26 protein-coding genes are annotated in these 20,340 nt (G+C 56.0%); 23 read left to right on the top strand and 3 right to left on the bottom strand.

The window, feature by feature from the left end; translation table 11 throughout:
- The first annotated feature begins 299 nt into the window (after nt 1–299).
- Genes APH36_RS27415 through APH36_RS27405 form a run of 3 tightly spaced genes read left to right on the top strand, consistent with a single transcriptional unit; the run spans nt 300 to nt 1,533 of the window.
- Complete coding sequence (locus APH36_RS27415; RefSeq protein WP_023383598.1) at nt 300–725, top strand: hypothetical protein; 426 nt, start codon at nt 300–302, stop codon at nt 723–725.
- Between the two features lie 17 nt (nt 726–742).
- A complete protein-coding gene (locus APH36_RS27410) occupies nt 743–1,051 on the top strand; it encodes a hypothetical protein (protein WP_023383599.1) in 309 nt (102 codons plus the stop codon).
- Nucleotides 1,052–1,056: 5 nt separating this feature from the next.
- Entirely contained in the window at nt 1,057–1,533 is a 477-nt protein-coding gene (locus tag APH36_RS27405; protein WP_023383600.1) for a hypothetical protein, read from the top strand.
- On the opposite strand, the gene APH36_RS27400 is transcribed toward APH36_RS27405, so the two are convergent.
- Together APH36_RS27400 and APH36_RS27395 are read right to left on the bottom strand one after the other, a co-directional pair.
- On the bottom strand, nt 1,528–2,286 hold the full coding sequence (locus tag APH36_RS27400; protein ID WP_225786313.1) for a hypothetical protein: 759 nt from the start codon (nt 2,284–2,286) through the stop codon (nt 1,528–1,530). The genes APH36_RS27405 and APH36_RS27400 overlap by 6 nt on opposite strands.
- Nucleotides 2,283–3,302, bottom strand: coding sequence for a hypothetical protein (locus APH36_RS27395; protein WP_023383602.1), 1,020 nt, complete (start codon nt 3,300–3,302; stop codon nt 2,283–2,285). Before APH36_RS27395 ends, APH36_RS27400 begins: the two co-directional genes overlap by 4 nt.
- A gap of 648 nt (nt 3,303–3,950) precedes the next feature.
- Here APH36_RS27395 and APH36_RS27385 point away from each other — a divergent pair.
- The 4 genes from APH36_RS27385 to APH36_RS27370 all read left to right on the top strand — a co-directional run bounded on the left by APH36_RS27385 (nt 3,951) and on the right by APH36_RS27370 (nt 7,975).
- Nucleotides 3,951–4,751 (top strand): phosphoadenosine phosphosulfate reductase family protein, encoded by an 801-nt coding sequence (locus APH36_RS27385; protein ID WP_023383604.1) that lies wholly within the window; start codon nt 3,951–3,953, stop codon nt 4,749–4,751.
- A gap of 61 nt (nt 4,752–4,812) precedes the next feature.
- Nucleotides 4,813–6,825, top strand: coding sequence for an RNB domain-containing ribonuclease (locus APH36_RS27380; protein WP_060501454.1), 2,013 nt, complete (start codon nt 4,813–4,815; stop codon nt 6,823–6,825).
- A gap of 44 nt (nt 6,826–6,869) precedes the next feature.
- The gene (locus APH36_RS27375) at nt 6,870–7,085 is read left to right on the top strand and encodes a hypothetical protein (protein WP_054925781.1); all 216 of its coding nucleotides are present in this window, start codon (nt 6,870–6,872) and stop codon (nt 7,083–7,085) included.
- Between the two features lie 119 nt (nt 7,086–7,204).
- The gene (locus APH36_RS27370; protein WP_054925779.1) at nt 7,205–7,975 is read left to right on the top strand and encodes a hypothetical protein; all 771 of its coding nucleotides are present in this window, start codon (nt 7,205–7,207) and stop codon (nt 7,973–7,975) included.
- Between the two features lie 115 nt (nt 7,976–8,090).
- Here APH36_RS27370 and APH36_RS27365 read toward each other — a convergent pair whose 3' ends face one another.
- The gene (locus tag APH36_RS27365; protein ID WP_054925777.1) at nt 8,091–8,489 is read right to left on the bottom strand and encodes a hypothetical protein; all 399 of its coding nucleotides are present in this window, start codon (nt 8,487–8,489) and stop codon (nt 8,091–8,093) included.
- A 108-nt stretch (nt 8,490–8,597) separates the two neighbouring features.
- On the opposite strand from APH36_RS27365, the gene APH36_RS31325 reads away from it, so the two are divergent.
- The 16 genes from APH36_RS31325 to APH36_RS31895 all read left to right on the top strand — a co-directional run bounded on the left by APH36_RS31325 (nt 8,598) and on the right by APH36_RS31895 (nt 20,100).
- The gene (locus APH36_RS31325) at nt 8,598–8,918 is read left to right on the top strand and encodes a transposase (RefSeq protein ID WP_014754842.1); all 321 of its coding nucleotides are present in this window, start codon (nt 8,598–8,600) and stop codon (nt 8,916–8,918) included.
- Nucleotides 8,915–9,250, top strand: coding sequence for an IS66 family insertion sequence element accessory protein TnpB (gene tnpB, locus APH36_RS32880; protein ID WP_014754843.1), 336 nt, complete (start codon nt 8,915–8,917; stop codon nt 9,248–9,250). The genes APH36_RS31325 and tnpB overlap by 4 nt, the downstream gene beginning before the upstream one ends.
- A gap of 63 nt (nt 9,251–9,313) precedes the next feature.
- Complete coding sequence (locus APH36_RS27355) at nt 9,314–10,849, top strand: IS66 family transposase (RefSeq protein WP_060501452.1); 1,536 nt, start codon at nt 9,314–9,316, stop codon at nt 10,847–10,849.
- 162 nt (nt 10,850–11,011) lie between these two features.
- Nucleotides 11,012–11,263: a hypothetical protein gene (locus APH36_RS27350; RefSeq protein WP_175442761.1), complete on the top strand. Its 252-nt coding sequence runs from the start codon at nt 11,012–11,014 to the stop codon at nt 11,261–11,263.
- A gap of 371 nt (nt 11,264–11,634) precedes the next feature.
- Nucleotides 11,635–12,009 carry a hypothetical protein gene (locus APH36_RS31905; RefSeq protein ID WP_139139825.1) on the top strand — a complete coding sequence of 125 codons (375 nt, stop codon included), beginning with the start codon at nt 11,635–11,637 and terminating at the stop codon, nt 12,007–12,009.
- 97 nt (nt 12,010–12,106) lie between these two features.
- Nucleotides 12,107–12,571 (top strand): hypothetical protein, encoded by a 465-nt coding sequence (locus APH36_RS31900; RefSeq protein WP_139139824.1) that lies wholly within the window; start codon nt 12,107–12,109, stop codon nt 12,569–12,571.
- An 81-nt stretch (nt 12,572–12,652) separates the two neighbouring features.
- Entirely contained in the window at nt 12,653–13,165 is a 513-nt protein-coding gene (locus tag APH36_RS27340; protein ID WP_175442760.1) for a hypothetical protein, read from the top strand.
- Nucleotides 13,166–13,376: 211 nt separating this feature from the next.
- On the top strand, nt 13,377–13,631 hold the full coding sequence (locus APH36_RS27335) for a hypothetical protein (RefSeq protein WP_054925937.1): 255 nt from the start codon (nt 13,377–13,379) through the stop codon (nt 13,629–13,631).
- 162 nt (nt 13,632–13,793) lie between these two features.
- Nucleotides 13,794–15,323, top strand: coding sequence for a replicative DNA helicase (gene dnaB / locus APH36_RS27330; protein ID WP_054925935.1), 1,530 nt, complete (start codon nt 13,794–13,796; stop codon nt 15,321–15,323).
- A 58-nt stretch (nt 15,324–15,381) separates the two neighbouring features.
- Entirely contained in the window at nt 15,382–16,779 is a 1,398-nt protein-coding gene (gene dnaB, locus APH36_RS27325; protein WP_023383613.1) for a replicative DNA helicase, read from the top strand.
- 173 nt (nt 16,780–16,952) lie between these two features.
- Complete coding sequence (locus tag APH36_RS27320; protein ID WP_023383614.1) at nt 16,953–17,204, top strand: hypothetical protein; 252 nt, start codon at nt 16,953–16,955, stop codon at nt 17,202–17,204.
- A 420-nt stretch (nt 17,205–17,624) separates the two neighbouring features.
- Entirely contained in the window at nt 17,625–18,050 is a 426-nt protein-coding gene (locus tag APH36_RS27315) for a hypothetical protein (protein ID WP_054925932.1), read from the top strand.
- A gap of 115 nt (nt 18,051–18,165) precedes the next feature.
- The gene (locus APH36_RS27310) at nt 18,166–18,396 is read left to right on the top strand and encodes a hypothetical protein (protein WP_054925930.1); all 231 of its coding nucleotides are present in this window, start codon (nt 18,166–18,168) and stop codon (nt 18,394–18,396) included.
- Between the two features lie 96 nt (nt 18,397–18,492).
- Complete coding sequence (locus APH36_RS27305; protein ID WP_054925927.1) at nt 18,493–18,792, top strand: hypothetical protein; 300 nt, start codon at nt 18,493–18,495, stop codon at nt 18,790–18,792.
- Nucleotides 18,793–19,481: 689 nt separating this feature from the next.
- Complete coding sequence (locus APH36_RS27290; RefSeq protein WP_054925925.1) at nt 19,482–19,886, top strand: hypothetical protein; 405 nt, start codon at nt 19,482–19,484, stop codon at nt 19,884–19,886.
- On the top strand, nt 19,864–20,100 hold the full coding sequence (locus APH36_RS31895) for a hypothetical protein (protein ID WP_139139735.1): 237 nt from the start codon (nt 19,864–19,866) through the stop codon (nt 20,098–20,100). The genes APH36_RS27290 and APH36_RS31895 overlap by 23 nt, the downstream gene beginning before the upstream one ends.
- Nucleotides 20,101–20,340 lie beyond the last annotated feature (240 nt).

Below are 20,340 nucleotides of genomic sequence, written 5' to 3'. Positions count from 1 at the left end.
GCCTATCCCGATGCGCAGTGCGTCGACGGTTTTCTCTGGGATGAGGATAGCTGCGATGAGCCTGGAGGTGCTCTTCTCCATGGAGGCGACATTCCCTGCCCAAAATGTAATTCAGCTGCGCATGCCACGTACTACGGTACGGAAGAAGACTCAGCGTCGCCCTCGGCCCAGTCGACTGGCAACGGTCCTTACCAGCTACTCCCCAACAACCCCGAAGATTCGCCGGGCTGTGCACCTGCTCTGTCGTGAGCTTGATCAGCTACACAGGTTCGAACGTTCATACACTCACTGGAAAAAGCATGTCACCACTTCGAAAGATTGCTGTGCTCGGTTGTGTCGCTCTGTCGCTGGCAGGGTGCAATGACAAAAAGATCAATGTCACCATTCCGACTGGCTCGACCCTCTACGTCAAGCTGTATCACCTCGGTGATCCTGCGCTCGGCTCGGTTCTGCCAACCGAGTACCGGGCTGGAGGGTTTGGCAAAGTGGAATATGAAATGTCTCAGGTCCTGGCCGGAAATGAATGCGCCCTGGGCATTCCTCTGAAATGGAACAGCCGCCAGCTCAAGCATGAGACTTCTACCGCCACACTGTCCTGCGACGGAGCTGATCAGCGAGAGCTGAAGGGCTATGTGATCGGTGAAGACGGCAAACAAGGCCTGGCCGGTGTTACGTTGGGCAGCGTGGTCCCGTTTGTGGTCACCGAGACAGCAACGGTCAAATAGCCCCGGGGGAGAGCATCATGCAGCTGTCGAAATTGCGGCCACGGCTGTACCCAAACGGGCGGCTAGCCCTGGAGCTGCTCTACGAAGATGGTGAGCACTGGGGCGTGCTCACAACGAACCTGGTGGAGGCCGAGTTGGCGGTCGATGAGGTGTGTATCCACGCCTGGCAACTGCCCGATCAGGTCTTGGATCTGCACCTGGCATCCGGAAAGTTTGAAGACACTGGCAGGGTTGAACCTGCTGGTTTTGAAGACGCACCTGTGTGGCGGGTCATCTGCCCAGAGCTGCTGGCGCATGCCCAGCGAATGCGGGCTCATACGAGGTAAGCAACATGGATTACTCGCAACTGCTTGAGCGGAGCTTTCTTCAGATGGCTCACACGTCTGTAAGCCGCCTGGGATATCTCGCGGAGCACGTTTTCGGGTTCACTACGGATTCACCCAGTGCTGACGAGCTGTTCGCTGCCAAAGCTGTAGAGGTCTGCGCTGCGCTGGGCAATCGAACGATGCGGGAGTACGTTACTACCAAAGACGGGCACCTCTGGTTCTTGTTGATGTTCAACATGCCATTCTTCGCTGGGCGCCTCGATTGGGGCACCTCGATGACCGGATCCTGGTGGAGCGTTGAGCATGGAGAATTTTTGGAGCTGGATAGCTGCGGGCTCTGGACAGAAACCGGCCAGCTGTTAGAACCGATGCGCTTCACACTTGACCAGTGGAAGGAGTTCATCAACGCGGTCGTCGCTTTCGCTGCGCCCGAACTGGGGCCGGGCGCTGGGAAAGGCTTTGAGGAATTGCCGGCGTTATGAGGTCGGCTGAAGGCCGAAGGATTCTGCAATTCGGCCGATGATGGTCTTGAGGTCACCCCGAATCTTGAGCGCTTTGAAGTCGATCTCTTCGACCGCCAGGCGCTCAAGGAATAGCGCCATGTCTGCAGTAATGCTTGCGGGCAACTCAATCACCTCGCCAGTCAGCAGGCCCGCCAGGGCCAGGACATCGTTCCGATGCTTCCTGACGTTCTTCGAGTCAACTGCTTCACCGTTTGCCTTGCGCTGAGACAAGTCGAGCCAGGCCTTAGCTTTGAAGGGGATAAGACGATCAGCGCTGATGTATGTCAGCTCCTCGCTCTGATGGCGGCCGGAACGCAACAGGGTGTAATAGTCTTCATCGAGCAGGATAGCGCTCAAACTCGAAACCGACTCATCTGTGGGGATTGGGGTCAGCGTTGCGTTTTCCTCATGCTCAAGGCCATCCGGTGCACGAGAGAATAGTTCGATCATTACCGGGTAGGTTTCGTCGGCGGGATTCTGGAATCTGTAGAAGACCGGCCTGTCACCCCCTCTTTGTTTGATCTCATAGCCGCCGGCCTTTATGAACTCCCAGAACCTGTTAACAAAATGGGAGTCCAGAGCCTCAATCACGAGCACGATGTCTAGGTCTTTCGTGGCCCTGAAGCTCTCTCCCGCGTCTTCCATCGCCAGAGCAGAGGCAACGCCACCGATTAGGACGTAGCTATCGCGGAAATCGCGAAAGTGCCGGCCAAAAATATCTAAACCTTTCACGCTAACCAATGTACCTGCTCCTTGAGTTCATCCAACGCAATCTGAATGCGTTCGTCGGGGTTGTCTTCCAGGCTCAGAAACAGCGACGCTGTGTCTGCCATATACTGCGTTTCGGTGAGCGACGGATACCCCCAGATCTCCACCCACTCCTCGATCGAGTCCACCGACTCGACTACCTCAAACGCATCAAGCGCCAGCATGTCATTGAACACTTTCTTGCTCATCCCCCATACGGCCTGCTTAGGCTCCGCCAGCATCGTGTACTTGGCCAGGGCAGTTTCCCCCGCGATGAATACTCCCGGGGCCATGGGGATAGCATTTCGGGTAATACCAATTCTCTTTTTGACGGGGGACCGCAGGTGCTTCTTGGCCTTCTGGAACACCTCTGCAGGCGACCCGTTGAAGGCGTAGGTCTTCCAATGCAGCTCGCTTTTCGCAGGGCTAATCACCCCCAGCGATACCAGCTGATCCACTGCCTTCGAGAGGGTCACGCGACTGTAGCCCAGGTCCCCCAGCAAAGCGTTCGTAGTGAAGTAGGTTTCGTCGGGTATCCCGGAATATAGGCACGAGAGAAGCATGGCTTGGGCCGCGGGGAGGAGGGCGGCTACCTCGCTCTGCTCTCGCCGCTGACGGAAGCTTTCACGCAGGTCCAGCGCCATCTCAGGTATGAACATCTGGAAGCTGGGCTGGATGAAATTGACCTGGTGCATGATCAGGCTGCGGCGGTCTTGAGTCGACAAGGACCAGCAGACGTACACTACTACCTGGTTGGTGACGTTGCGCACCATCTCGATGTGCTTCTGCAGCTTCACGATGCCTGGGTACTCAATATCATCACGGGAGACCAGCAGCATCATGTTGAACGCCGAACTGTTCCCCATAGGTACGCTCAACTCGTAGGTCTTGTAGCTGTCCCGGATGGTATAGGGGACTCGGAGTGGCACCGGAGTCATCTGCGCTGCCACACCTAAAACGGACTCAATGTAGGCCTTAGCTTCGTCTTGTAAATTCGGCATGAGCCGGCCTCGTGTTAACTACTTTTTTTCACTGTAAACCACAGTGGTTTACAAGTCAAAAAAGTGGTTTACAATCCAATGTTTACTGGGGTTAAACGGAAATGTGCCATTTATAGTGGGTTAGAAAAAGCCCCAGCCAGAGTATGCGCTGTGCACTGCACAGTGTGAAGTGCACACAAGCAGTTCAAGCGCCGTCAGGTGGTCTGCTGACTTTTCCTACATCCATAACGGAACCGTCTGATCGACACCGTTGGATCAGAGGGGGAAGGTCAGGTTTTTCACCGAGGAAATGGAGCAAGGAAAATGGCTAGGCCAAACACCAGCGAACTGAAGCTACCTCTCAGCTTACACTTGGATCAGAGCACCCTGGATGCGATCATCCGCTTCAGGGCCGCACGTGCAGCACATTTGAAGTATGCGCACGACGATACAGCTGCCAGCGCAGAAATGTTTCTGGCGCTCCAGCAAGCTGAGGCCGACCTGGCCAGGGCGGTTGACGAGCTTCTGGTCAAGACTGCGGCTGAGACGGCAGAACCACACCCGCGACTGCAGAAAAATGTTGTCCTATAGGACAATATTTCAATTGAAAATAGTTGTTCTATAGTTTAATCTTTTCTCATTGACGTCTATCAATGAGGCCAGCAGGAAATGGATCGTTTTCAGCAGCAGGGCTTGCTTTTCGGGGATGAAACCCGTGACTCCACAAAAGCCGAGCTTGACCAGTTGATCGCCAGTGGTGCGCTGTTTGTGGCCAACCATTCGGGCGGTAAGGATTCGCAGGTGCAACTGATCCGTCTCCTGGAGCGCGTTCCGGCTAGCCAGCTGGTGGTTGTCCATGCATCGCTGGGCCCGATGGAGTGGCCGGGGGCGATGGAGCTGGCCCGTGATCAAGCCGCCGCTGCAGGCCTTCCTTTCATTGTTGCCACAGCCTCGAAGACGCTGCTGGAAATGGTAGAGCGTCGGTTCGAGATTCGCCCCGAGGTACCGAGCTGGCCATCTGCGTCTACTCGCCAATGCACGAGCGACTTGAAACGAGGACCCATCCAACGTGAGGTCAGGCGCTATGCAAAGGCCAATGGCTTCAAAACGATCGTCAACTGCCTTGGCCTGCGCGCTCAAGAGTCGCCAGGGCGAGCGAAGCGGGTAGTTTTCAGCCGGATGGGGATCAGCAACTCTGTGTTGACCTGGTTCGAGTGGTTGCCAGTACATGACATGCGCACGGATGAGGTCTTCGGTGCCATCGCTGCAGCGGGGCAGCGTCCTCATCACGCCTATGCCCTCGGTAATGATCGATTGAGCTGCATTTTCTGCGTGATGGCGTCCAAGCCTGACTTGCGTAACGGGCGTGTCCATCACCCTGAGCTTTTCGAGCAGTACGTCGCTCTTGAGCGGCGCACGGGCTACACGATGCACATGAATCGAATCCCACTTGTTGAGTTGGCGGCATGACCGCCCTCTGACTGCTTCCAGTGTAGAATCCACACACAGCTTGATAGGCCAAGGATCCACCGTGACTTCACCATTCTTCGTGACCATCGATTCCCAGAAAACGCTTGATATCGACGACGCGATATCGATCACCCAGAGCGGCGATCTGTACATCATATCAGTTGCCATCGCCGATCCTTCTGCGAAGGTTGGGGTCGGCTCTCATGACGATAAGTTGGCGTTTGAGCGGGCCGCCTCGATCTATGCCCGAGATCGTGCAGTGCAAACAATGCTGCCACGGCACATCGGCGCAGATCAAAGTAGCCTTGTCGCGGGGCAACCACGGCAAGCGATGGTTTTTACAATCACGCTCAATAGCTCGCTTGAGGTCGTCGGTTTTGAACCTAGCTGCCAGGTTATCACCGTCAACACCCGTCTCACATATGAGGCCATTCCGGAGATAGCCCGAAGCACTCAAAGCCCTTTGCGTGAAATGGTGGAGCTCCTCAGTAGGGTTTCGACGCTGCTGCTGCAGCGCCGCCGATCGAAAGGAGCGCTTGCCCTTTACGATATTCGCAAGCTCATGCTCTCGGATGAGGAGGGCAATCTTCGCCAATACGAGTCGTTGGATCAGATGGTCGGGCACATCATCGTGCAAGAATTCATGATTCTGACGAATTCCCAAATAGCCCTCTTCATGGCCGAGAATGGGCTGCCGGCGGTATACCGTAACCACGCAAGCCGAGTCTCCGCTCCGCATGCACTGGACCTGGCCAACACAGTCGAGCAGTGGTTGAAAGAGGGGCTGGTGACCGAAGCCTCTGTGGGTGCGCAGTTAGGGGCACTCATAGAGCGTGCTGTTTACGATGGCGTGGCGCGTGGGCATTACGGTCTTGGCCTAACGCTGTACCTCCACGGCACCTCTCCGCTTCGTCGGTATGCCGACTTGGTGAACATTCGCCAGATTCGGGCGCATCTCGACAATTGCCCGCTGCCATATTCGCAAGCAGATCTGCTTACAATCTCTGCGTCGATCAACAAAACGCTGCGAGAGCGATCCGAATCCACTGTCGACTACCACAAGGAGGTGCTGGCGCGGAAAGCTCAGCGCTTGGTGGCGAGTGGGAACCTGGTCAATATGGAGGACAACGTACTCAGCGCTGCCGTGAAGCTCGCGAAAGACGCCGGTCATTTGCCTGAAGCTGTAGTGGCTGAATTGATACGAAGACTCAACAACAACACGATAGCGGACGCCATCGTCGATCGACTTGCGATTCAAATCCCAAGGGAAGCAATCACCGAAGATCTTGGGGTGGCTTTCTCGAACTGGATGTGCCAGCACCCTCACAACGTGGTCAGGATCATCATGAACGGAATCCAGACTCAAGTTTTTGAGGGGCTCGATGAAACGGTGCACGGTGTAAATGGAGGCTTCAAGTGTGTGGTTGCTGTCTCGGCAAGTGGGCGGCGTCTTCAGGGTGTTGGTGTGCACCGCGAGAAGCGTGTAGCAAAGCAGAAAGCCATGGTCGAGATTTTGTGTCGTCACTTGAGTTTGCCCATAAACAGCCTTAACCCTGAGGCTCCGACGCAGTCATCAAGCTCTCCAGCGCCCCGCGCTACTGACTACAAAGGTGCGCTAATTGAACTTTGCCGGAAGCGGGGGTGGGCTGCTCCCCATTTGCATGTCGCGATGAGTGGACCGTCAAATGCTGCAAGCTTCACAGCCACCGCGACTGTCCACCCGAAGGGTGGCGACGTCGAAAGTGCTACCTCACCAGAGTGTGCAACCAAGAAGGCCGCTGAAGCAGCTGCTTCGGCCATCCTATTGGAGCGACTGGCCAAGTCACGTGAGGCGACTTCCGTGAGCAGCTCAAACCCGGTAGTGCAGCTAAATGAGATGGCACAAAAAAACAGGCTGGCGGAGCCCAGTTACATCTTCACCCAGCTGAGCATTGCCCCTCCGCAATTCGAATGCGTGGCGCGAATTGTGGTAGATGGAAATGTGCTTTCGGCCAAGACAGTGGCTGGAGGTAAGAAAGTCGCGAAAGAGCTAGCTGCTGCCGAAATCCTTGGGCAAGTGAAAATAGCGAGCTGAATGAGACGTCCTGTTGACTGCCGCGAGAATGGAGAGCTAGGCAAATGAGCACAGAGCAAGAAGAACTGGAGGGCTTCGAGCTGGCCTACAGTGTGCAGATCGACAGCAGCCAGGTGCTTGAGTTGCTGGTTGACGAAATTGACACTGGGGACAGCGTTTGGCAAACCACGAATGCGAGCGGTCAGGTCCTAGACCGTTCCGAGCGTTACGAGGATCAGGCCCGGTGTCTGCGTGACGGCCTGAATAAAGTGCTGAAGTAGGAGCAAGCACCAGGTGTACTCAAGCCCAGCCATCGAGCTGGGCTAGTCTGGTTGTTGAGGTTGCATTCTTAGATGCTGCTGGAGCCTTTAGCCAGCAAGGGCAATCGAATGGACGAGCGATGAATCTGAACAGAATTGTTGATCGACAGGTGGTGCGAGCCGAGGCCTTGATTGCTGGTTACCTTGGTTTGTACGCTGGCAGCATCGACCTGGCTGACTTCAACCCAGGATCGGTCAAGCGAGCAACCCCAGAGTTCAAGCGTAGCGTGCAGCTGATCCACGATCTTGCGGCTACGTCGGTGGTGACTCAGTCGACTGTCCGCATGATGGAAGCCGCCGTGGATGGACTGGCCGGCATGGTCAGGGCACCCAAGATGATGGCGCCCACACGCGCCCTCTGGGCTATCGAGGATAGGATTCGTCGCACCCCGCTGGCGCTGGTTCGTCACCTGGGCGCAATTGCAGGGTCGGTGGCCGCGGGTATCTGGGGAACCATCGAGAAAAGCGCTGAAGCAGATGTGGGCGTAGCGATCGCCGCGGCCCTGGTGATGTTTTCCTTCGGCTGCAGCCTGAGCCATCTGCGAGACCCTGACCACACAGTGCCGAAAGGGCTTTTGGCGTTCCTAGGCGTTGGAGCGCTTGCGCTCGTTACGAAGGGAGTGCTGTTCACATTCTTGGTTTATGCAGTCATCTCGACGGGCTTCTTCATCCGAGACATCGCGCTGTGGTGCCGCCGGCCGAAGCCGGGCGCTGTAGCTTCGTTCAACCGTGACGATCGGGTGCTGTTCGGCGATAACGGCAACATCTACACAGTCGAGGAGCTGTACGACCTTACCGGCGGTCACGGGCCTGCGCATAGCGCTTACGGCCTTGCGAAAGACGATGATTGAACCATGATTCATGGAATGCAGGTGGCTGCGCAGATGCGCCTGCGAGAGCGTGTGGCAGTAGTGCTGCTCGGCCTCGACTCAGCTGGGGAGTCGAGGCCGAGCGCATATGAGTAGACTACTTGCCTTCGCCGTTTGCCCGGGCGAACTGTGCAATGTCCAGTGGCACCTCAGCGAACCCGGCCGGCTGAGTACACCAGTCTACGACCCAGTCCTGGACATGCCGACGGGTGAGAGGGCCGTACGCTCGCTTGACGTCGTTTAGGCTGATGAGCCCACAGATGGGGTTGATGATCCAAAATCCAATGTGCTTGGCGCAGAGGAAATAGGCTGCAGCGTAAAAAATGGCTGACGCGATGTTCCCGTACAGCTCCCGGATCTGAAGCATTGGGTAGTAGAACGCAGCAGTCGTGACCAGGGCGCAGATCATCACGAGCGCCCACTGATTCCACATCTTTAGAGCGATAAAGCCGGTAAGCCACCACTGCCGTCGCTTGTTCAAGTCATCCCATTTCATTTCTGTTTGTAAGCGTCCGGCGAACTCACCTTCCGAACTCCAGCATTAAGGGCGATGGTGTCCGCGTATTTTTAAGCGGACGCGATCACCCTTATCGCCAGGATTTCCATGCGCCAACGAAGCTCTTATCCGAAACCATTCAAAGCCCAAGTCGTTCAGGAATGCCTGCAACCTGGCGCGACGGTGTCCAGTGTTGCCATCAGCCACGGCATCAATGCCAACGTCATCCGCAAATGGCTGCCGCTCTATCGAGATCAGCCTGCAGCAGCTTCACTACCGGCTTTCGTCCCGCTAAAAGCCCCACCTAAACGGCCAGTCGAGGCGTCAGTGATCATCGAGTTGCCCATGGCCGGGCAAGTGATCACGGTGAAATGGCCAACCTCAGATCCTGAGGGCTGCGCGCAATTTATCCGGGCTGTCTCTCAATGATCCGCATCGATGCGATCTGGCTGGCCACCGAGCCGATGGACATGCGCGCCGGTACCGAAACCGCTTTAGCCCGAGTAATCGCGGTGTTTGGTGCGGCGAAGCCGCACTGCGCTTATCTGTTCGCCAATCGCCGGGCCAACCGGATGAAAGTGCTGGTGCACGACGGCGTGGGCGTCTGGCTTGCCGCACGGCGACTGAACCAAGGCAAGTTCCACTGGCCCGGCATTCGCCATGGCTGCGAGGTCGAGCTCGACAACGAACAACTCCAGGCGTTGGTACTGGGCTTGCCGTGGCAGCGCGTTGGCGCCGGCGGTGTGATCAGCATGCTGTAAACGCCGGCCATTTGGCCGGTCTACTTGTCGTCGTCCCGCGCCTGCTCTGGCACAATCGGCGGCATGACTTTCTCGCCCAACCTCGACCAGATGACCCCGGAACAGCTTCGTGCCTTGGCGGCACAGGCGTTGCAGTTGCAATCCCAGGTCGAGGCGATGAGCAGGAAGATCCAAAACGATGAAATCCTCATCGAACAGTTCAAGTTCGAAATCGCCCTGCTCAAACGGCACAAGTTTGCCAAGCGCAGCGAGCAAATCAGCCCGGCTCAAAGCAGCTTGCTGGATGACCTGCTCGACACAGACCTTGAAGCTATCGAGGCCGAGCTAAAACAGCTCCTACCAGCTGCGCCACAGTCCGAACCACGGCAATCCCCGAAACGTGCGCCCTTGCCGCCGCAGTTTCCACGCACCGTCATTCGCCATGAACCCGAAAACACTCAGTGCGCCTGTGGTTGCCAGCTCCAACGCATCGGCGAAGACGTCAGCGAAAAGCTGGATTACACGCCGGGCGTGTTTACCGTCGAGCAACATGTGCGGGGCAAATGGGCCTGTCGCCAGTGCGAAACCCTGATCCAGGCCCCGGTGCCAGCCCAGGTTATCGACAAAGGTATCCCGACCACAGGTTTGTTGGCCCACGTGATGGTGGCCAAGTTTGCCGATCACTTGCCGCTGTACCGGCAGGAGAAAATCTTTGGCCGTGCCGGGCTGGCAATTGCTCGCTCGACCCTGGCGCAGTGGGTCGGACAAACCGGCGTGCGGCTTCAGCCACTGGTCGATGCACTGCGTGAAGCCGTGCTGAACCAGGGCGTGATCCACGCTGATGAGACACCGGTGCAAATGCTTGCGCCAGGCGAGAAGAAAACCCACCGGGCTTCTGTCTGGGCCTACAGCACCACGCCGTTTTCGGCGCTCAAGGCGGTGGTTTACGACTTCAGCCCAAGCCGTGCTGGCGAACATGCGCGCAACTTCCTGGGTGACTGGAACGGCAAGCTGGTCTGCGACGACTTCGCTGGCTACAAAGCCGGGTTTGAACAAGGCATCACTGAAATCGGTTGCATGGCCCACGCCCGTCGCAAGTTTTTCGATCTGCATGTGGCGAACAAAAGCCAATTGGCCGAACAGGCGCTGCACTCGATCAGCGGCCTGTACGAGGTCGAACGCCAGGCGCGAGACATGAATGATGAAGATCGTTGGCGAATACGTCAGGAACTAGCGGTACCGATCAGCAAAACACTGCATGAGTGGATGTTGGCCCAGCGTGACCTGGTGCCCAACGGATCAGCCACGGCCAAAGCCCTCGATTACAGCCTGAAACGCTGGGTAGCGCTGACGCGCTACCTGGACGATGGGGCTGTGCCCATCGACAACAACCAGGTCGAGAACCAGATACGGCCATGGGCACTCGGGCGCTCGAACTGGTTGTTTGCCGGGTCGTTGCGCAGCGGCAAACGCGCGGCGGCGATCATGAGCTTGATCCAGTCGGCACGCATGAATGGGCATGATCCGTATGCCTATCTCAAGGATGTGCTGACGCGGCTGCCGACCCAACGGGCCAGTGAGATCGGGCAGTTGCTGCCGCATCAGTGGGTACCGGCCTGACTTACGCAAGGTGAGTTGGGCGGACGCTTACTTCTGTTTGGTGTCCTGTCGTCTGTGGCCTTGTGGCCTGAGCGAAGGAATATAACAATACTAGTTAATTATCTGTACGCGTTATGTGTTATTTTTTATTCCGGAAAACGAGCCATGTCCAGGAGATCCTTGGTGAGTTCAGAAAAAAACACCCGCATGCGTGCGGTTTACTGGGGCGTAGCGTTGCTCGCTCTGATCGGAGGACCGCTGGCCTACAACGGCCTAGGTTTGAGCAAGCTGAGAACTGATTTTTCATCTGCGACACCTGAGGAAATTGAGGCGGCGACCCGTGATTCGAAATGCGCAAATCGGCTCCTGGTGGATGCCAACCGAAGCGCGCTAGTCGAGCGTCAGGCCGAAGCTTTCAAGGGGACTGCACCATGATTTCGTCTGGCCAGCAGCCCGCCCAAAATCAAATTCGGCGCAACTACGTGGTTGGCGCCATCTGCATCGCAGCTTTTTCTGCGAGCTCATTCGCATACACGTTGCCCGGGCTTACCGCTAAGGCGGCATCGCTTGTGGTTGGGTACTGGGCGGCACTGCCGTTTGTACACCTGGCCACAGGGCATGGGTTCGGATTCAAGAAGAAGCGGACAGTAGCCACAGGCTGCCCTGGCGTAGATGGCCAATGCTGTGATGCTGGAAGTGCAGTCGAGCAGCCTTCCCAAGCGCAGATTGAGGTTGCACTAGGCATTGATGCTGTTTCTGCCTCGCGCACTCCCTCCAGCCCAAACAATTGTGCAGGTTGAGTCGAGATGAAAAGAAAATTCAAGAATGGTAATTCTGGCTGGAAGACAAACTGGCTCGGTGTTTGTGAGCGCCCTCGATTCTTCACCATTGTCACGCTCAAAGCGATGGCAATGTTTGTTGTTCTAACTGTTTTGAGTTTATTGCGCTCTGCAGTGGTTTTAGTAGTGATTGCCTTGCTAGTTTCAACGATTGGCAAGATTTTTACTTCTACAGAGAGCTTTGATGTGCGCAGTCTTGCTGTCTTAGATGGGATACCAGACTATTTTACTCTGATAGTCATGATTTTGGTTTGGCACGGGATGGTGTGCGATGTATTTGCAGTACTGCGAAAATGGCGGCAAAAGCGAATTCGGAGCCGAAACGAAATTAAAATGAGCTGAATTCGGTGATTGGTACGCTGGTTTCAACCCGCTATAGCTGCAATCCAGGTTGGTGGCGTAAGCTTCTAATTTTGTACATGCTGATTGGATATAATGCATGAATTTTTTTAAAAAAGCGCCTACGCTGTATGAGCAGCTAGAAATCGGTAATGTCTCATTTGCATCTGCAATAAAGCTAAGTCGCTTGGCTTTTCTTGTATCCAAGCGAAGATTCGTTGAGTTTTATTTGCCATTTCTTGCTTTGGTAGCGACTGTGTTAGCTTGTAGTAAGTTTCTACACAGTGAGGGGCGACCAATATCTCACTATGTTGGAATACCGATGATGTATTTTGCCTGGTGTTCGTTTTTTGTTGTGAAGCTTTTCTGGGCGAATAAAGGTCGTTCGTATCTGGAATGGGTGGAAGACATGTTTGGCCCGAAAACGTGTCAAGCTGTGCTGGATCTTTTTCTGGCCGGTGAGCGCTATGACGTAGTCCAGGAAGCGAAAGCTCAAGGTGAATACGTATCGTCATTGTACGTAAAGTCACTCAAACAGTCGGCAACAGCTCAGCGTTCCGAGTGATGATATCGGGCCGTATTCGGTCATTATTCGGCTGTAGGCTGATTCGGCCCTTTGAGTCTCTCGCCCTGGAGTTGAGGCCACATGAACGTTCAAGAGCAACTACGTCACCACGAAGCCCTGATCATTGCCGCACCAAGGCGAGTATTGGCTGGTGATGACGACTGGAAAAAGGACATCACACTTGACGCTGGGGTTTACGTGATATGGCAGGAGAGAACTCCAATCTACGTTGGCGAAACCTCGGCACTTCGCGCCAGAATGGGTGACCTCACCGTCTTTAAGCACCATACCTTTGCGCGCAGAACCTGCGATTTGTTCGGGCTTGGCGCCAGGGACAGAAATGGCCTGATCAGCGTATATTCGAGCAACTACGAACTGTCCTTCTGTGCGGTCCCGTTTGGGCGCAAGGAAATCGAGGAATACTTGATTTTGCGCTGGCGTTCAAGCCTGTCGAACAAAGTCGCAGCGCGGCTGCTGTCGGGGCACCAATACAACTGGGTTGTGCCTGCTGCACCAGTCTTGAATACCGGTGCCGGCAGTGCTCCGGACATCCAGGCGAGGGAGCTCGATATCGGATTGGCGGAAGCACTTTAGGTCCTCCTTTGTTCTGTATTTTTTCAGCTCTAAAGGTCTCGTGATTTCACTGAAAGTTTAGGATATTTAGAGCTTTAGTGGTCGTCTTCTCGGCCTTCGATGCCGTTTGACATTCAGTAAATCTTTCAGGATTATAGTTACGTGTTGCCAACTTGCGCCCGTAATCCGCGACTGCGCATGTCAGCGCACGGCCCCTCCCTGGAGAGTTTGAATGTCGATCCCAAAACCGAGTGCCGAAACTTTAGGCCAGGCCGGCGATGATGCTGGCGTGGAGGCGGCGCTGCAGGAATTCCGCGATAAGATTCAGGCCGCTACTGGTCGATCAGTGCTCCCGCTTGAGTTGGCGGCATTCCGCGCCCAGGTCGCTACCTGCATCGCTCACCGGCAGCCGCGGCTCGTGCAGTTTGGCCTTTGCGACTTTCAAACCCGCACCGGGCGGGCAACCTTGATCGAAGTGACGTTCTGATCCGGCCGGCCACCCAGCGCGTGGTAGTTGCGTTCTAGGCCCCCAAACAACGAACATCGTGACCAAACCCCAGCTGTCAGCGCAGGACAGGACCATCTATGGGTACTGATTGCAGCTGGCAGCCCGATCCGCACCAGCAATTCGACGAGTAAGGCCTGAGGCTTGAACGACCATATCCATCTAGCGGCTGAATACGATCAGAACCCCAGTCGGGAGCTGCCGCATTCTGTTGAAGCCGAGCAGGCCATTCTAGGCGGATTGCTGAACGAGCCACGTGCCTGGGTGCGAGTCTCGGACCTGGTGGTCGAATCTGATTTTTTCCGCGCCGACCACAGGCTCATTTTTAAGGCTATTGCCAGGCTGCTTGAAGAGGGGCGTGCGCTTGATGTTGTCACAGCCCAGGAGGCTCTGGATCGAGCAGGGGATCTCTCGAACGCCGGTGGGCTGGCCTATCTAAAAGAGCTTTCCGATAACACCCCGTCCGTTGCCAACATCGCGTCCTTTGCACGCGTAGTCAGTGAGCGGTCGCAGTTCCGAAAGATCATTGGCGTCTGCGGGGAGATCGAGCAAAGCGCCAGCTCCCCGAACGGCCGCACCGCGGAAGATCTGGTGCATGATGCCGAATCGAAAATGTTGTCCGTGGCCGGTCAACGGCCGAAGGAAGGCGGCCCGGTTGGCATCGACACCCTGCTCAGGAAAGCCGTCGAGAAGATCGAATCCGCCCATGAGTCAGGCCTTGAGTCCCTGGGCCAATCGACAGGCTTCGTCGACCTCGATAGCAAACTGAGCCTGTTGCGTCCTGCTGACCTGGTCATCGTGGCCGGCCGGCCATCCATGGGCAAAACCACTTTTGCCATGAACATTGTGGAAGAGGCCGTTCTGCGGTCGGAAAAAGTGGTCGTGGTCTATTCCATGGAGATGCCTGGCGATGCCCTGCTAACGCGCATGCTCTCCTCGATGGGTAGCATTGACCAGTCGCGAGTCCGATCCGGGAAGCTGTTGAATGAGGACTGGACCAAGCTGACCAAGGCTGCCAATGCACTCAACAAGAACGATCGCTTCTTCATTGATGACACGCCGGCCCTGAGCCCTTCGGAGATGCGTAGCCGTACGCGGAGGCTTCGGCGCGTGCACGGCGAGATTGGCCTGATCATGGTGGACTACCTGCAGCTGATGCAAATCCCCGGATATGGCGGCCTCAACCGTACCAACGAAATTTCGGCCATCTCCAGGTCACTAAAGGCTTTGGCCAAGGAATTTGATTGCCCCGTGATTGCACTCTCGCAGCTCAATCGCTCGGTGGAACAACGCAAGGACAAGCGCCCGGTTAACTCCGATCTGCGCGAATCCGGGGCAATTGAGCAGGACGCGGATGTGATCCTGTTCGTGTACCGGGATGAGGTGTACAACCCTGACTCCCGCTTCGCTGGTACGGCCGAGATCATCATCGGCAAGCAGCGTGAAGGTCCGACCGGTTTTGTGCGGCTTGGCTTTGAGGGGCGATACACACGCTTCGTCAACTTAATGCCAGGCACGCACGACTTCACCGATCAAGAGATGGGTGTAGAGATGATTGATCCCCATTCTCGCCTTGGTCGGATGCCGGTGCAAAAGCTGGCAGAAGAGGCTTCCAAGAAGGTCGAGGGCAAGGGCAGGGGGCGGCGCCGGAAAGGTTCGAGAAAGCCGCCATGAAGCCCGCTGACACCTCGCCAACCGGTAGCGCTCCCCACTCACTCAACAAGATGCCCACATGAACGAAGATTATGCTTCCGAGCAGCTTGACCTACAGACCTCCTCGCTGAAGGTGCCACCGCATTCGATCGAGGCTGAGCAGTCCGTGCTCGGTGGTCTCATGCTCGATAACAACGCCTGGGAGCGTGTGCTCGATCAGGTCTCTGATGGCGACTTCTACCGACACGATCACCGGCTGATTTTCCGCGCCATTCAAAAGCTGGCCGACCTGAACGAGCCTTTTGACATCGTGACGCTGCATGAGCGTCTGGACAAGGAGGGGCTGAGCAGCCAGGTCGGCGGACTGGCCTATCTGGCGGAGCTGGCAAAGAACACCCCGTCCGTGGCCAACATCAAGGCCTACGCTGCGATCATCCGCGAGCGGGCGACCCTGCGCCAGCTGATCAGCATCAGCACTGACATCGCGGACAGTGCCTTCAATCCAGAAGGGCGGAATGCAGCGGAGATCCTCGACGAAGCCGAACGGCAGATTTTCCAGATCGCTGAAGCCCGGCCGAAAACCGGCGGCCCGGTGGGTGTCAAAGACCTGCTGACCATGGCCATCGACCGTATCGATACGCTGTTCAACTCCGACAGCGACATCACCGGTGTTTCCACCGGCTTCACCGACCTGGACGAGAAGACCAGCGGCCTGCAGCCGGCCGACCTGATCATCGTTGCCGGCCGGCCTTCGATGGGCAAGACCACCTTCGCCATGAACCTGGTGGAGAACGCTGTGCTGCGGTCCGAGAAGGCGGTGCTGGTGTTCTCGCTCGAAATGCCAGGTGAGTCGCTGATCATGCGTATGCTGTCGTCGCTCGGCCGCATCGACCAGACCAAGGTGCGATCCGGCCAGCTCGACGATGATGACTGGCCGCGACTGACCTCAGCGGTGAACCTGCTCAACAACCGCAAGCTGTTCATCGACGACACCGCCGGCATCAGTCCCTCGGAAATGCGTGCGCGCACCCGGCGCCTGGCCCGTGAGCACGGCGAGATTGGCATGATCATGGTCGACTACCTGCAGCTGATGCAGATCCCGGGCTCTGCCGGCGACAACCGGACCAATGAGATTTCCGAGATCTCCCGTTCCCTCAAGGCCCTGGCCAAGGAATTCAATTGCCCAGTCATCGCCCTGTCTCAGCTGAACCGCTCCCTGGAGCAGCGGCCGAACAAGCGCCCAGTGAACTCCGACTTGCGTGAGTCCGGTGCGATCGAGCAGGACGCCGACGTGATCATGTTCGTGTACCGGGATGAGGTGTATCACCCCGAGACCGAGCACAAGGGTGTGGCGGAGATCATCATCGGCAAGCAACGTAACGGTCCGATCGGCTTTGTGCGGCTGGCGTTCATCGGTAAGTACACCCGCTTCGAGAACCTCGCGCCTGGCATGTACAACTTCGACGATGATGAGTGATGACCCTCTGATCAGTTAGTGTCAGCCGCTATCCCCAGCTTCGCCCTCAAACGTAGTCGCGATGATCGCAGTAGGTTGGCAGGGGGGGGGGCGGCTCATCATTCCCTCCTGCTTTCATGCTCAATGTTGAGCATCTCCTGGATACGAAGCCTACATCCTCCTGGAGATGCCACATGCACAACCTGAACGTATCTGAACTGACCTGGCCCCAACAGGTAGCTCTCGACGACTACGTCCTCTACACGCAGCGCCTTCCTTGCCAAGGTGTCGCTGCTGAGCAGTGGTTGGAGCGGAAGCGAAAAGACTTTATCGAGCACATCATGCACATCAACGAGCAGGCCAGTTACACCGCCTTCCTTGCTCGCCTGATCAAAGAAACTCCCTCGCCCGCCGCTCGCCGAGCTGAACTGGCATCACGCCAATGAAGCCTCGGCTGCAGGTCCTGGTCTTGATCAAAGGAAAACCCCGGCTGACTGATGTCCAGGGTCTTTTCCGCTTAGCCATCACCGCACGCAGCTCTGACGAGTACCCCTGTTGCGTGGTCAGCTTTCAGTAAACGCTTCACCCACCCCAGCCAAGGCTGGGGTTTTTTATGCTTGGCGGTATCCTCTGGTTACCTGGACTGGAGCCTGGGCGGGCGGTCTGTGCGTGCGTGCAGCTATTTTGTGAATGCGCAACCCGCACCGTATGCGATGCGTTTGCGCCGGCGTCAACTTGATTTACTAGCATTATGCGTACGTGTTAGGCTTCGTTGGCGATCATCTTGCGCGAAGCACTCCGCGCACGCCGATGCCGAGTGACTGATCGACTTGGTGTCAACGCCCAAAGTCGAAGGGAAAATACCGATGAATGAGTACGCCAATTGGAAGCAGGCGGTCGTGGAAGCTGTAGCAAGTAAGGGTCAGATCCCCCGCGACATTGCAGCGAAGGTTACCGAGGACAATTGCCCTGTCCTCCAGCATGCATGGGGCCTGCAGCTCGATGTCAACGTGGCTGCAGTAAGGATCATCGAATCTGAGGAAAGGGCGGCGATTGAACAGCACAAGGCCAGCCTGACCAAGATCTGTCGTGTCGCGCCGTGGGTACTCCTGGCTTCCGGTGGTATGGCTGTGATTGGTAAGACATTCCATCCGCTGGCGGACACTCCACTCGCCGTGTTCGAGTCACTGGCAGTCTTTGCGGGTATCACGGGGGGCCTTTGCGCCCTGTGCTTCTACACAGCTGCGCGGCTCAAACTGGACGAGTTTCAGAAGGCTGAAGAAAAATCCTAAGTAACTAAGATGATCAACGCTCAGCTGCACGCCGAGCCCCGGAGAAATAAACCGGGGCCGTGCCAGTTGAAGGAGTTCGTTTCGCGTCCGCGAAATCTAGGAATTAAGTGAAACAATGAAAATCGAGCTTGAAAGAATTGCTGAATTCTTGATGACGATCCCTCTATCCATTTTGCAGCTCATCGCTGTGTCGGCTTTGGTCGTGAGTTGGTTTGTGATCTTCAAGCCTCTATTGGCGAAGAAGAAATTGCTGATCTGGCAACAAGTGGTTGGTGGCCTCGCTTTCGGTATTGGGTTTGGAGTTGCCTTCGCAGCTGCGGCCTTGTCCCTCGGCCCAAATGTATAGAAAACGTTGTAGATCGCCAGCCCGCCACGTCGCGGGCATTCGCGGTAGGGGGCGTGGGTTCGCGTCTCCGACCATCACCGGAAAGGAACTGTGCCGATGAGTATCCTGAACAACTATTCCGAAGCGGACCTGGACACCGAAATCTCGGTGAAGCTGACCCTGCGCGACTTGCTAATTCTGAGCTGGGGGCACGAGAGCGTTTCCTTCGTGCCTGGGGAAGCGTCCGATAAAGAATTCAAAGCTGCTGAACAGAAGATCGACAATGCCCTCAACCAGCTTCGTGTGCAGATCTCCCGGGCAGAGCGGCCAAAGCTCATGGTTGATGAGGGGCAGAGGGCGCCGCAACTCAGTGCTGATGCCATCCAAACCGTGTTGAAAACGAACACCAGGAACTGATCACGGTAAACGCTCAGGTGTACCCCAAGCCCCGGCCTGATAAACCGGGACCGAGGCCGTAGAGACAGGTGTGATTTTCGCGCCCGCATAACCATAAGGGACCTGTATGAGAAGAGAAATGGATCCAACCCGTCCAGTGACAAGAAATCGCGTTCTTTCGTTTTTCGGTGCGGCCGTGATCTGGTTCATCCTGATAGCACTTGACAGCCGTTCTGAGCACATCAGTGCGTTACTGTTCTTTGTCTTGGCGTCATATATGGCCCGTAGTATCTCGGGAATTAGCCCCACCAGCGCTGTATGTGACACTGACGAAGAAATCCGGGCCAAACTAGATGCGAACAACCTAAGCAGCAAGCTTGATTAAGTAGGAAAGTCGGCCTATGAATATTTCCTAGGAGATGGAGCGAATGAAGCGAAGTAACATTTTTCTTTTTCTTGCGTGTTTCATCGGATTACCTATTTGTTTTTTCGATGACCCCGTTCACGCTATGGGAAAAACACTTCTATATGTCGTGGCCTTGGTTATCTTCATGTCATTCTTAACAGGCTTAGCCTTTTGGGCCATCGAACACTCCCGAGGAGAGTAGCCCTGACTGTATGGGGATGCGCACATCCAAGCCCTGCCTTCGCTGGGCTGTAACCGTAGGAGAGGGGCAACTTTGCCCCCGGATCTGCAGGAAAACGAGGCCATGACCGAGAAAACCTACCGCATTTTTCATAACTACGACCGGGGCGACCAATCGGAATATTTGACGTCATCGACCGACCCAACACGGGCAGCGATCTACTGCCAGTTCTTGGCGGAGGATCAACTGGACGAATCGGCTTCGGTCCGGAACAGTGGTATTGCAAAAGCCCTTGTGCAGTTCTACGGCTGTACTCCCGTCGAGAAGACGCATTCAGCTATCGGCATCGATCTGTATTTCGCGAGGGAAGGTCTGTGCGGCGACTATGAGCAACTGATGGCCGACCAGTCGTTGCAACGTGAAGGCATCATTGATCTGATCCGACCTTATACGGACTGTGTCGGCGATGCCGCGAGTCACCAGGAACTGAACACGGAACAAGTAAATGCAAAGAACTCAATTGGATGAAGTAGTCGCTGCTCTCAAAGTGGCACCTTTAGAAACAGTGGTAATGGGAGCGAGCACCGTAATTGCCCTCATTCTGTTCTGTCTGGACTCCCAATGGTTCGGTCTTGCGCTGGTGACAGCATTAGTTTCTGCTCTCGGCCTTTGGTGCGCATCACCTGAAATCCTCCAGTTGGCCAACAAGCGTGCTAAGGCACGTCACCGCTACCCGTACTGATTTAGAGATTTTTGAAATGGCCAATCGCATTCGCTTTTCAGCTCGCTTAGTCTTGGCCGTGTGCCTATTTTTTTGGGGCCTGTGTTAGTCTGGTGGACTGCCGCTTTAGGGCAATCAGCGGGGCAGAAGGTAAGTGAGTCTTTTGTCGGCATGGCCTCTGCATATCCGTGGGTATGGTTACCCATTGCTAGCATTGGACCTGCGATGATAATTGGTTTAACGGTACTTATGCTTAGGGAA

This window comes from Pseudomonas sp. NBRC 111133, assembly GCF_001320605.1.
Taxonomy (GTDB): Bacteria; Pseudomonadota; Gammaproteobacteria; order Pseudomonadales; family Pseudomonadaceae; genus Aquipseudomonas; species Aquipseudomonas monteilii.
The sequence above is the reverse complement of the archived record's forward strand: the minus strand, read 5'-3'. Positions and strand labels throughout refer to the sequence as shown.